The sequence below is a fragment of the Agrobacterium sp. CCNWLW155 genome (genome assembly GCF_036888815.1).
Taxonomy (GTDB): Bacteria; Pseudomonadota; Alphaproteobacteria; order Rhizobiales; family Rhizobiaceae; genus Agrobacterium; species Agrobacterium radiobacter.
This window is the reverse complement of record NZ_JBAKFW010000012.1, coordinates 70,855-83,274: the sequence shown is the minus strand read 5'-3', so window position 1 is coordinate 83,274 and position 12,420 is coordinate 70,855. Positions and strand designations below refer to the sequence as shown.

Here is a 12,420-nt window from a genome sequence, read left to right as displayed (position 1 = left end):
TCTATGATGCGTTTCTCTCCGAGGGGGCCAGCGGATATCGAGCCTCGACGAAATTGTCGGGCGTATGCAGAGATGCTGCGGGGCCGAATGATCGGGCTGCCCGGCGCGCATGGGCAACCGTGTAAAGCCCGGTTCAGTCTTTCCTGATCCGCAATCCCTCCAGAAAGGCCCGGAAGCTGCCCACGGCCCGTTTCGAGGTCATTTCGGGGTCGTCGGAATTGGCGATCCACTGAGCGGCGGCGCTGCTTGCCGCGTTGATGAAGCGGGCGCATGCCTCCGCATCGATATCGCCGATGGTGCCTTCTTCCTTCAGGGCATCGAGGCTTCGCGCGACTGCCGAGATGCAGCCGTTTGCATTTGGCCAGCGCGACGGATCGCCGAGCACCGCCGGCCCGTCACGAAACATGATCCGCTGGATTTCCGGTTCGAGAGCCATGCGCACATAGCCGAGATTCTCCTCGACAAAACCTTCCCACCGGGACTCGGCCCTCGAGGAGATGTCACAGAGCCTCTTCGTCATTTCCGCATCGATTTCGGCCACCACCGCCAACAGCAGGCCTTTTTTGTCGCCAAAATGGTGATAGAGCGCGCCGCGGGTGAGACCGGCCTCGGCGGTGAAGTCATCCATCGACGCTTCCGCATAACCGATGCTGCCAAAGGCCTTGCGGCCGGCAGCCAGAAGCTTCGTCCGCGTCTCGGCAATCATTTCACTGCGAGGTTTGCGCATTTTTTCTCCATTTTCCACATACGACGCGTATATTAGTTGACATACGCGCCGTATGCAATTATCTCATTCACATACGCCACGTATGTATGTGGTGGACACCCTCTGAACAAGGTGCATCCCGATGGCTAATCCATACAGAGAAATTTTCCGGGCTCCAGGCGCAAAAGGCTTTTCCGCCGCCGGTTTCTTCGCCCGCCTTCCCATTGCCATGGCCCCGATCGGCATCGTCGCCATGCTTTCGCAAACCCATGGCGAATATTGGCTGGCCGGCGCCGTCTCCGCAACCTTTGCGCTGACCAATGCCGCCGTCTCCCCACAAATCTCCCGGCTGGTGGATCGCAAGGGGCAGAGCAAGGTCCTCATCCCCGCCACCATCGTCTCGGTCATCGCCTTTGCGGCGCTGATTATCGCGACAAACCAGAAATGGCCGGCCTGGACGCTGTTCCTTTCCGCCTTCCTCGCCGCTGCCATGCCGAGCATTCCGGCCATGATGCGCGCCCGCTGGACGGAAATCTTCCGCGACCGGCCGGAACTGAACACCGCATTCGCCTTTGAATCCGCCGCCGACGAACTCGTCTACATTTCAGGCGCCTCGCTTTCCGTCGGCCTGGCAGTCTCGCTCTTTCCGGAAGCGGGCATGATGATCAGCACCACCTTCCTGGCGCTCGGCACCTTCGCTTTCCTTCTGCAACGTTCGACCGAGCCCAAGGTACGCCCGGTTGAAAGCGGTCGCCGGCAGCGTTCGGCCATCTCCCTGCGTCCGGTCCAGATCATCACGCTTGCGCTGATCTTTGTCGGCTCCACTTTCGCCACTGCCGAGGTAAGTGCCGTCGCAATCACCAAGGAACTTGGCCAACCGGAAGCCGCCAGCCTCGTCATCGGCGTCTATGCCATCGGGTCCTTCGTGGTCGGCCTCATTCTCGGCGCGCTCAATCCCAAAATGCCGCTGCAACGCCAACTGCTGATCGCCGTCAGCGTGCTTGCACTCACCGCTCTGCCGCTGCTTGTCGCCAGCACTTCTGTCGCCCTTCTGGCTTTTGCCGTTTTCCTCAGCGGCGTTGCAATCTCTCCGATCTTCATCACCTCATTCGGCCTGATCGAGCGCCGTGTGCCTGAATCGATGCTGACGGAAGGCGTGACCTGGGTGATGACCGGCATCGGTATCGGCATGGCGCTCGGGGCATTTCTCTCCGGCTGGGTCATCGATAATTTCGGCCCGGATAACGGTTTCTGGGTGTCAGTCGCCGCAAGCCTTTCGACCGTTGCCATCATCACGCTCGGTCAGCGCAGCCTCTCCGGAGATCGCGAAAGATCCGGCATAGAGGCCGTGGCGCAGCCCGCCGAATAACAACCTTTACTCGTAGTCTGCCTCATTCATCGCGGTAATTGATATTTGCGCAGGAAAGGTCACAGACCAATCTATAGTACAGCGATTGTTTTACTTTGCTGTCGCCCCGCAAGCATGATACCGGCAACATTGATGGCCGATGATATCATGCCTGCGGGGCGATCCTGCTTATCGACGCCGTCGCTTCGCATATTCTCGAATTCGGCACCGACTGCTGCATCGTTCGACACTATCTGCTGGCCGGAGATGAAGCGGCCTTGCCGCCCGCATCTGCGAGAACCTGCGCGAAAATGCCGTGGGCCATATCTTCCTCCGGGCCGAGAATTGCCGATATGACATCGCCGCACCTTCGGGAATAAAAATATACTGGCTGCCGCGCTCGGCCGTGTCTTCCGCAAAATTTGTTGAATGCGTTTGCGATGCGGCAATGGAGACAGCCGCTTCCACCAATGATTATTTCCTGTGGCTCGCCAATGCATTCTCCCAATGGCAGGGCTTTCGGGACAAATTATCCGTCCTGTCCAAAAAACGTTATCTCAACGCCTGCTACTGGCGGGACGACATGACGACGAACCACTGACGAAGGACACAAATCACGGCTCCGCGCGACCCCGCATTCAACCCATGCGCTCGGACACGTGTTCTCCGGGAGACGCGGGAAAGACAACCGTCCTGTTTCCATTTAGGAAGACCCGGTGATGAATATGGGCGTGGATGGCCCGCGCAAGAACCTGGCTTTCCACATCCCGACCCAGGCTGACATAGTCCATCGCGCTTTGGGCATGGGTTACGCGGATCGTATCCTGCTCGATGATCGGCCCTTCATCGAGATCGGCGGTGACGTAATGGGCGGTCGCGCCGATCAGCCTCACCCCGCGTTCATAGGCCTGTTTATAAGGGTTGGCGCCCTTGAAAGATGGCAGGAAAGAATGATGGATGTTGATGATGCGGCCAGACATTTCCTGACACAGCCGGTCCGACAGGACCTGCATGTAGCGCGCAAGCACCACAAGCTCCGCTCCGGTATCCCGCACCACCTGCAGGATCGCGGCTTCCGCCTCGGGCTTCGTTTCCGGCGTGACGCGAATGTGGTGAAAGGGAATATCCTCGTTCACCACCTGCTTCTGGTAATCGAGGTGATTGGAAATCACCGCGACGATCTCGACCGGCAGCGCGCCGATGCGGGAGCGATACAGCAGATCGTTGAGACAATGACCGAAGCGCGAGACCATGATCACGACCTTCGTCTTTCGCGAAAGGTCATGAATATCATAGTCCATATCGAAATCGGCCGCGACGGGACCAAAGCCGTCGAGCAGCGCATCGCGTCCCGATCCCTGTTCGGAAACGAAGCTCAACCGCATGAAAAAGCGGCCAGTCTCCTGGTCGGTGAATTGCGAACTGTCGTTGATATTGCATCCGGACCGGGCGAGATAACCGGATACGGCGGCGACGATGCCGCTGCGCGCCGGGCACGCGACTGTCATTATATAGGTGCTCAAATCCTGCTCCCCTGGGTCTTTGCCGCGCGGACGGATCGCCCGCGCTTTCGCGCAGATTGCCTATCAACCGCCGGCCGTGGTCAGGACGGCGATTGAGACTAATCGAAGCCCGGCAGGGCCGCTTACGAACCGTAGATCGGGAAGGCCTCGCAAAGTGCAGCAACCTCTCCCCGCACCTCGGCTTCGACCGCGGCATCCCCTTCGGCATTCGCCGCCAGCGCGTCGATGACACGTAAGATCAGCGCGCCGATCTGTTCGAATTCGGCCACGCCGAAACCGCGGGTGGTACCCGCCGAGCTTCCAAGCCTGACGCCCGAAGTGACGAAGGGCTTTTCCGGGTCGTTGGGAATGGCGTTCTTGTTGCAGGTAAGCCCCGCCCGCTCCAGAGCGATTTCGGCAACCTTGCCGGTCACGCCTTTCGGCCGCAGATCGACCAGCACCATGTGGCTGTCGGTTCCACCCGAGACGATGCCCAGACCACCCTTCGTCAGCACCTTTGCCAGCGCCTGCGCATTGGCGATGACCTGGCCGGCATAGTCGGAAAATTCCGGACGCAAGGCCTCGCCGAAAGCCACGGCCTTGGCGGCGATGACGTGCATCAGGGGGCCGCCCTGATTGCCGGGGAAGACGGCCGAGTTCAGCTTCTTCGCCAGATCGGCGTCATTGGTAAGGATCACGCCGCCGCGGGGGCCGCGCAGGGTCTTGTGGGTGGTGGAGGTGACGACATGGGCGTGCGGCACCGGGTTCGGATATTTGCCGCCGGCGATCAGACCGGCATAATGGGCCATGTCGACCATCAGATAAGCGCCGACTTCGTCGGCTATTCTGCGGAAGCCGGCAAAATCGATCTGGCGCGGATAGGCCGATGCGCCCGCCACGATCAGCTTCGGCTTGGTCTCCAGCGCCCGCGCCCGCACCTTCTCCATATCGATCAGATGTGTATCGGCATCGACCTCATAGGAGACGACATCGAACCACTTGCCGGACATCGTCACCGACGAACCGTGGGTCAGGTGGCCGCCATGGGCAAGTGACATGCCCATGATCCGGTCGCCCGGCTGCAGCAGCGCCAGAAACACCGCCTGATTGGCCTGCGCGCCGGAATGCGGCTGCACATTGGCGAATTCTGCACCGAAGAGCTGCTTCAACCGGTCGATGGCGACCTGTTCGACCTTGTCGACAAATTCGCAGCCGCCGTAATAACGCTTGCCGGGATAGCCCTCGGCATATTTGTTGGTCAGCACCGAGCCTTGAGCCGCCAGAACATCGGCGGAAACGATGTTTTCCGAAGCGATGAGCTCGATCTGCGTTTTCTGGCGGTCGAGTTCCTCGGCGATGGCGTCAGCGATCACCGTGTCCGAAACGGTATTATGTGACAGGCGGTTGAGCATTGTTTTTTCCTCCCAGATCAAGCGATATCAGCCGCAAGTTCCTTGCAGCCGGTTTCAAGCAAATGGCCAAGATGCGACACGAAGCTGTTCCAGATATCCATGCGGAAACGGTTTTCCGCATCGCGCCAGAGCACCACGGTCACGCCGTCGAAAATCGTTCGGCGCGCCTCACCAATAGCAATGGTGTCGATATCGCGGGCGCAGCCCAGCGTCAGCAGTTCGCCAGCCTGTGGCCCCTCGATCGAGAGCGTCACTTCCCGGCCGGAAATATCGACGAGGCTGTGTGGGTGGCTGGCATAGACAGCGCCGCAGGCCGCAATCAGCCTGTCGGCTTCCCCTGTCGGAGCAAGGATCGTCCATTCGTCGGGACCGAGGCGCACGGCCTCGATTTCGCCTGCGGCGGAGCGGGTGCCGATCCGGTCGGGCAAGGCAAGGCCAAGGGCGGCGCTGAGCGGGGTGAGATCACCCCGGGCGCGTAGCGACAGCCGCGTCTGCACCGGCAGGATGCTGACCCGGGCCGCTTTGCTCTCGGCCAAAGTGCCGGAAACGAGGGAGGAAACGCGCATGTTCATTGTCATCTCCGGGTCAGATTTTCAGGCGGGTATTTTCGGGATCGACAAAGACCATCCCGGTGATTTTCGCGGCAATGGTGCGGTCCAGCATGGGGATGTAGACGGTCTCGCCCATCCGCTCATGGCCACCCTCCACCAGAGCCAGCGCGATGGGCTGGCCGGCGGCATCCGAGTGATAGGACGAGGTGACGTGGCCGACCATTTTCATCGGGATCGGCTGTTTCGGATCAAAGACGATCTGCGCGCCCTCTTCCAGCTTCGAGCGGTCTTCGGTCAGAAGGCCGACGAGATGACGGCGATCCTTGGCGACGAGATCGGGGCGGGCAAGGCCACGCTTGCCGACGAAATCCGGCTTGTTCTTGCCCACGGCCCAGCCCATCGCGGCGTCATAGGGCGTGACGGTACCATCGGTATCCTGACCGACGATGATGTAACCCTTTTCGGCACGCAGCACATGCATGGTCTCGGTGCCGTAAGGCGTGATGCCATATTGCTGGCCGGCCTCCCACAGGATTTCCCAGAGCTTGCGGCCGAGCGGTGCAGGGACATTGACCTCGAAGCCGATCTCGCCGGTGAAGCTGACGCGGAACAGCCGCGCCGGCATGCCGGCCACCGTGCACTCCACGCAGGACATATGCGGGAAGGCCTCTTCCGTCAGTTCGACGCCTTCCACCAGCGGCGCGAGCAGCTTTGCCGCGTTCGGGCCGTTCAGCGCAATGGTGGACCATTGTTCGGTCGTCGAGGTCAGCCAGACATTGAGATCCGGCCACTCCGTCTGGAGGTAATCCTCCATCATGTTCAGCACCCGGGCGGCGCCGCCTGTCGTGGTGGTGACGTGGAAACGGTCTTCGGTCATGCGGCCGATGACGCCATCGTCGCGAATGAAGCCGTCATCGCCGAGCAGCAGGCCATAACGGCAACGGCCGGCGGCGAGCTTCGTCCAGGGATTGGTATACATGCGGTTCATGAACTCGACCGCATCAGGCCCGACAACCTCGATCTTGCCGAGCGTCGAGGCGTCGAAAATGCCCACACTCTGGCGCACCGCCCGGCATTCACGGCCGACAGCCGCATCCATGTCTTCGCCCGGTTTAGGGAAATACCAGGCGCGACGCCATTGTCCGACCGGCTCGTAGACCGCGCCATGCGCCTCAGCCCACCCGTCGATCTGCGTCTTGCGCGTTACCTCGAAATGCGCGCCGCGGTGATAACCGGCGAAGGCTCCGAAGGTCGTCGGCGTATAGGGCGGGCGGAAGGTGGTGAGGCCGACCTGCGGCTGGCGTTTGCCGAGTGCTTCCGCCGCGATGTTGAGGCCGTTGATGTTGGACATCTTGCCCTGATCGGTCGCCATGCCGTTGGTGGTGTAGCGCTTGACGTGCTCTATGGAACGCATGCCCTCACGCACGGCGAGCCTCAGATCCTTGGCGGTCACATCGTTCTGGTAATCCACGAAAGCCTTGGCCTTGCCGGCATCACGGTCGCTCGGCAGTTCCGTGTGCGAGACGCCGCTGCCGGTGCGGTCATGTTCCACCACAAGAGCGGAAGGGTTGGCGGCCTTGCCGAGCACTGCTGCAACTTCGCGACCCCGTTCAGCACCGTCCTTCAGCGCCGCTTCGATGCCCCACAGCCCGCGTCCGGCCCCGGCAATCACGCAATCCTCGTTGGTGGCGGCAGGAAGGAAGGTAGTCCGCTCATCATCCCAGGCGATCTTGCCCTGCGTATGGGAAAAGAGATGCAGCGACGGCGTCCAGCCGCCGGACATCAGCACCGCATCGCAGGCGATTTCCTGTCCCGCACCGACCGACGCGCCACTAACCGGATTGACCCGGACTGACTTGACGCGCAGCCGCCCCGACGTCGCCGTGACCGTATGCGACAGCTTGACCGGAATGCCGAGCGCACGCGCCTCGTTCACCAGTTCTTCCCGCACCTTGGCGCGGGTATCGACAATTGCCTGAACGCGTGCGCCCGCGCCGTGAAGATCAAACGCCGCGTACCAGGCGCTGTCATGGCTCGTCACCACCACCGGCCGGTTGCCGACCTTGACGCCATAGCGGTTGAGATAGGTCTGGGCGGCACCCGCGAGCATCACGCCCGGCCGGTCGTTGCCGTGGAAAACCAGCGGCTTTTCCAGTGCACCCTGCGCCAATACGACGTGACGCGCCCGAACGCGCCACAGGCGTTCGCGCGGCGTATCCTTCGGCACGGCCTCTAAATGGTCGGTCAACTTTTCGCAAAGGCCGATCATGTTCTGGTGGTAATAGGCGATGGCCGTCGTGCGGGTCATTACCTTGACGCCGCGCTCCTTCAGTGCCGTCAATTCATCCGCCAGCCAGTTCCATACGGGCTTGCCATCGATCTTCGCCTGCGGCTCCGACAGCAGCGTGCCGCCGGCTTCGGCATTTTCATCGACCAGCACGACCTTGAGACCATCGACCGCCGCCGCACGCGCCGCCGCCAGACCAGCCGGACCAGCGCCGACGATCAGCACATCGCAATGCAGGTTGCGCGAGGCATAGATATCCGGGTCTTCCTCGGTGGGGGAAACGCCGAGACCCGCGGCCGCGCGAATGAAGGGCTCATAGACCTTGTTCCAGAAACTCTTCGGCCACATGAAGGTCTTGTAATAGAAACCTGCTGAAAACAGCATATAGGCCATGTCGTTGACAGCGCCGATATCAAATTTCAGGCTCGGATATTTGTTCTGGGAGGTGGTTTCCAGCCCGTTCCAGATTTCCTGCACCGTGGCGCGGGTGTTCGGCTCAAAACGTCCTGCGCTGCGGCGGGTGCCGATCAGCGCATTCGGCTCTTCGGAACCCGCCGCCACCGGGCCGCGCGGGCGGTGGTATTTGAACGAGCGGCCCATGAGATGCACGCCATTGGCGAGAAGTGCCGAGGCGACCGTATCGCCCTTCACGCCGCGATAGGTCCTGCCATCGAAGGTAAAGCTGACCGAGCGGGTGGCATCCACACGGCCACGGCCGGAAACGCGATAGGAGTTCATTTCGACACCTCGGAACTGGCTGGTGCACGGGTCAGGGAAGAAAGTTCTGGACGCGGTTCACCCGCACGATAGGTCGTGAGGAAGCGGTCGCTCACCGTGTCACGCACGGCGTTGAAGAAGCGGCCGCAACCATGCAGATGCCGCCAGCGCTCGAAATGCGGGCCTTTCACGTTTTCGCGGATGAACAGGAATTCTTCCCATTGCTCATCGGTCTGCGACGAAGGATCGGCGGCGCGGGTAATATGGGCCTGCCCGGCATAGGTGAATTCGGCTTCGGGCAGCGTTTCATTGCAATAGGGGCAGCGGATCAAAAGCATGGGGTCGGCTCCTCAATGCGCCACCGCGGCGGCGGCGGCCTCGTCGATCAGGCGGCCGGTGCGGAAGCGTTCCAGCGTGAACGGCGCGTTGATCGGGTGCGGTTCGTTTTTGGCAATGGTCCAGGCGAAGGTGTGCGCAGCGCCCGGCGTGGCCTTGAAACCGCCCGTACCCCAGCCGCAATTGACGTAAAGCCCGTCAACCGGCGTCTTGCCGAGAATGGCCGAGCGATCCGGCGTCACATCGACGATACCGCCCCATTTGCGCAGCATCCGCATGCGATTGAAGATCGGGAAGATTTCGACGATGGCCGCAATCGTATGCTCGATCAGCGGCAGGCCGCCGCGCTGCGAATAGGATGTATATTGGTCCGTACCCGAACCGATAACCAGCTCGCCCTTGTCGGACTGGCTGATATAGGCGTGGACCGCATTCGACATGACAACGCAGGGGAAGATCGGCTTGATCGGCTCCGACACCAGCGCCTGCAAAGGATAGCTTTCGAGCGGCAGGCGCACGCCGGCCGTGTCCATAACAACTGAGGTGTGGCCGGCGGCGGAAACCGCGACCTTCTTCGCCTTGATGAAGCCCCTCGCCGTCTCGACACCAGCGACGGAGCCATCGGCATTGCGACGAATGGCGGTGACCGGGCAGTTCTGGATGATATCGACCCCACGGGCGGCAGCGCCGCGCGCATACCCCCAGGCGACGGCGTCGTGGCGCGCAGTGCCGGCACGTTCCTGAAGCGCACCGCCCATGACAGGATAACGCGCATTCGGCACAATGCTGAGCGGCGGGCAATATTCCTTGCATTCTTCCGGGGTGAGCCAGCGATTGTCCACACCGTTCAAACGGTTGGAATGGATATGACGCTTGAAGCTCTGCACATCGTGCACATTATGCGCCAGCATCAGCACGCCGCGCCTTGAATACATGACGTTGTAGTTCAGCTCCTGGCTCAAGTTCTCCCACAGATCGACGGCGTGATCGTAAAGACGGGCGCTCTCGTCATAGAGATAGTTCGAGCGGATGATCGTCGTGTTGCGGCCGGTATTACCGCCGCCGAGCCAACCCTTGTCGATGACGGCGACATTGGTGATGCCGTGCTGGCTGGCCAGATAATAGGCGGCACCCAAACCATGGCCGCCGGCGCCGACGATGACCACGTCATATTCGGCTTTCGGCTGGCTGTCCGGCCACTGCTCGTCCCAGTTCTTGTGGCCGGTCAGGGCATTCCGCAAAAGATTGAAAGCATTAAAACGCGTCATGAGCGGACCCGATGGTTGGAAAATCTCGTGTCGTAAACGCTATGAGCATTTGCCGCGCCCCGGCTGGACAATCGCGTCTGTTTGCATGAATATTTGCGTCATGACCTCACACCGCGCCAGAAAACGCCTCAGCGTCGCCTTCCTGCTTGCCGACCGCTTCACGCTGTCAGCCTTTGCGAATTTCGTTGATGTGCTGCGTCTTGCCGCCGACGAGGCGGACCGTTCCCGACCTATCCTGTGTGAGTGGTCGGTGCTCTCGGCAACGCTGGGCAGCGTGCAATCGAGCTGCGGCGTGAAGGTGCAGCCGGATACACGGCTGATGGACGCCGGGCATTACGACTATATCGTCGTTGTCGGCGGCTTGATCAGCGATCACAGCGCCCTGCCGCAGGAAGCGCTGCGGTTCCTGAAAGACCGGGCGGCGGCGGGCATTCCCATCGTCGGGCTCTGCACCGGTGTCTTCATTCTGCATGAAGCGGGCCTGCTTGATGGTTATCGCTGCTGCGTGAGCTGGTTCCACCATCAGGATTTTCTCGACCGTTTCGATACCGTCCAGATGATCTCCGACCAGATTTTCGTCATCGACCGTGACCGGCTGACCTGTTCCGGTGGTCACGGCGCAGCCCATCTGGCGGCTTTCCTCGTCGAGCGCCATGTCGGCCAGTCCGCCGCCATCAAAAGCCTCAACATCATGATGATCGACAGCGCGCTGAGCGGCGAAAAACCCCAGCCCGGCCAGCAGAGCGCGCGAAAGGCCAATGATCCTCTGGTCAAAAAAGCGATCCTGCGGATGCAGCAGAATATCGAGGTTCCGAAAACAGTGCTGGAACTGGCGAACGACCTTGGCCTTGGCCGCCGCAGCCTCGAACGGCGTTTCCTCACCGACCTGAACGCGACGCCGTCCAAGGTCTATCTCGAGCTTCGGCTGGACCGTGCGCTCTCCCTCCTGCGCACCACGCATGACCCGATCACCCAGATTGCGCTCGCCACCGGTTTCTGCGACGCGCCGCATCTTTCTCGCACGCTGCGAACCGAGCGCGGTTTCACGCCCAGCGAATATCGCAAGACGCAGGCCGGCCACACAGCGACTGACGAGGAATTCGCCGTCGGCGTGCTGCTTCCGCAAGCCTGAAATATGTTGCCGCGGCCTAGGAACCCGCAGTCATAAAGGTCAGCCGGGTGAAAGCCGTATAATTGGATTCCGACACCATCAGGGCGGCGAAGACAAGCACGAGGACCGGTGGGAGCAGGATGACGTAGATCAAGACGAGCCGTTCCCAGGCCAGATGCATGAAAATCGCGATGATCAGCCCCGCCTTCAGCAGCATGAATACGATGATCAAAGACCATCGGGGATAGCCCTGAATGCCGAGATAATCGACCATATAGGAGAACGTGCTGAGAACAAAAAGCAGTCCCCAGGCCACCATATAAAGTCTTATCGGATGCTGCTGTGATTGTTCCTGTGCCATGATGCCATCCTCACTCACCACAGATAGAAGAATGCAAAGATGAAGACCCACACCAGATCGACGAAGTGCCAATAAAGCCCCATGATCTCGACGACCTCGTAGTGCCCCTTGCGGCTGGTGAAAAATCCCCGCCTTTCCTGATCGAAATCTCCCCGCCATACCTTGCGCGCGATGATGAGGAGGAACAGCACGCCTATCGAGACATGGGTGCCGTGAAAGCCCGTGATCATGAAGAACGTCGAACCGAATTGCGCCGCACCCCATGGGTTTTCCCAGGGACGCACGCCTTCCTCGATCAGTTTCGTCCATTCGAATGCCTGCATTCCGACGAATGTCGCGCCAAGGAGGGCCGTTACCACCATCAGCGCCGCGGTTTTGCGACGGTCACGGCGGTATCCGAAGTTGACGGCCATGGCCATCGTGCCGCTGCTGCTGATGAGGACGAAGGTCATGATGGCAATCAGGATCAGCGGGATATCCTTGCCGCCAATCGTCAGCGCAAAAACCTCGCTCGGATTGGGCCAGGCGACGGTGGTCGACATGCGCGCGGCCATATAGGCCAGGAGGAAACAGCCGAAAATGAAGATGTCGCTGAGGATGAAGATCCACATCATCGCCTTGCCCCAGGAGACGTTCTTGAACGCCCGCTGGTCCGATGACAGATCGGCGGCAACGCCGCGCATTCCCGTGGGGCGCAGATGCGGATCGCTTGCTGGCCTTTCCATGGATGCGGTCATGATCGACACTCCTTAGAGGATTTCCAGTAAAAGTACGTAGCGTCCGGAAAATCTGATGCTTAGATAAAACTTAGAGCGGCGGGA

The 12,420-nt window shown here is 60.8% G+C and carries 12 protein-coding genes; 3 read left to right on the top strand and 9 right to left on the bottom strand.

The features are described from left to right. Positions 1 to 133 precede the first annotated feature (133 nt). On the bottom strand, positions 134 to 727 hold the full coding sequence (locus V6S97_RS24575; RefSeq protein ID WP_020813009.1) for a TetR/AcrR family transcriptional regulator: 594 nt from the start codon (positions 725 to 727) through the stop codon (positions 134 to 136). A 121-nt stretch (positions 728 to 848) separates the two neighbouring features. On the opposite strand from V6S97_RS24575, the gene V6S97_RS24570 reads away from it, so the two are divergent. Continuing rightward, entirely contained in the window at positions 849 to 2,075 is a 1,227-nt protein-coding gene (locus V6S97_RS24570) for an MFS transporter (protein ID WP_020813010.1), read from the top strand. Positions 2,076 to 2,502: 427 nt separating this feature from the next. Further along, positions 2,503 to 2,655, top strand: a complete 153-nt coding sequence (locus V6S97_RS24565; RefSeq protein ID WP_223565243.1) for a hypothetical protein — start codon at positions 2,503 to 2,505, stop codon at positions 2,653 to 2,655. A gap of 37 nt (positions 2,656 to 2,692) precedes the next feature. Here V6S97_RS24565 and purU read toward each other — a convergent pair whose 3' ends face one another. The 6 genes from purU to V6S97_RS24535 form a co-directional block, all read right to left on the bottom strand. After that, on the bottom strand, positions 2,693 to 3,577 hold the full coding sequence (gene purU / locus V6S97_RS24560) for a formyltetrahydrofolate deformylase (protein ID WP_003504493.1): 885 nt from the start codon (positions 3,575 to 3,577) through the stop codon (positions 2,693 to 2,695). 122 nt (positions 3,578 to 3,699) lie between these two features. Beyond that, positions 3,700 to 4,968: a serine hydroxymethyltransferase gene (glyA, locus tag V6S97_RS24555; protein WP_209692110.1), complete on the bottom strand. Its 1,269-nt coding sequence runs from the start codon at positions 4,966 to 4,968 to the stop codon at positions 3,700 to 3,702. A gap of 17 nt (positions 4,969 to 4,985) precedes the next feature. Next, positions 4,986 to 5,540, bottom strand: coding sequence for a sarcosine oxidase subunit gamma (locus tag V6S97_RS24550; RefSeq protein ID WP_162690428.1), 555 nt, complete (start codon positions 5,538 to 5,540; stop codon positions 4,986 to 4,988). 13 nt (positions 5,541 to 5,553) lie between these two features. Next, the gene (locus tag V6S97_RS24545) at positions 5,554 to 8,544 is read right to left on the bottom strand and encodes a sarcosine oxidase subunit alpha (protein ID WP_020813014.1); all 2,991 of its coding nucleotides are present in this window, start codon (positions 8,542 to 8,544) and stop codon (positions 5,554 to 5,556) included. Beyond that, positions 8,541 to 8,861, bottom strand: coding sequence for a sarcosine oxidase subunit delta (locus tag V6S97_RS24540; protein ID WP_003504489.1), 321 nt, complete (start codon positions 8,859 to 8,861; stop codon positions 8,541 to 8,543). The genes V6S97_RS24545 and V6S97_RS24540 overlap by 4 nt, the downstream gene beginning before the upstream one ends. Positions 8,862 to 8,873: 12 nt before the next feature. Further along, positions 8,874 to 10,127, bottom strand: a complete 1,254-nt coding sequence (locus tag V6S97_RS24535; RefSeq protein ID WP_020813015.1) for a sarcosine oxidase subunit beta family protein — start codon at positions 10,125 to 10,127, stop codon at positions 8,874 to 8,876. Between the two features lie 85 nt (positions 10,128 to 10,212). Between V6S97_RS24535 and V6S97_RS24530 the strand changes: the two genes are divergently transcribed. Beyond that, the gene (locus V6S97_RS24530; protein ID WP_020813016.1) at positions 10,213 to 11,259 is read left to right on the top strand and encodes a GlxA family transcriptional regulator; all 1,047 of its coding nucleotides are present in this window, start codon (positions 10,213 to 10,215) and stop codon (positions 11,257 to 11,259) included. Between the two features lie 16 nt (positions 11,260 to 11,275). On the opposite strand, the gene V6S97_RS24525 is transcribed toward V6S97_RS24530, so the two are convergent. Both V6S97_RS24525 and V6S97_RS24520 read right to left on the bottom strand, forming a co-directional pair. Then, positions 11,276 to 11,599: a cytochrome C oxidase subunit IV family protein gene (locus V6S97_RS24525; protein ID WP_020813017.1), complete on the bottom strand. Its 324-nt coding sequence runs from the start codon at positions 11,597 to 11,599 to the stop codon at positions 11,276 to 11,278. 14 nt (positions 11,600 to 11,613) lie between these two features. Then, a complete protein-coding gene (locus V6S97_RS24520) occupies positions 11,614 to 12,336 on the bottom strand; it encodes a heme-copper oxidase subunit III family protein (RefSeq protein ID WP_020813018.1) in 723 nt (240 codons plus the stop codon). Between the last annotated feature and the right edge of the window lie 84 nt (positions 12,337 to 12,420).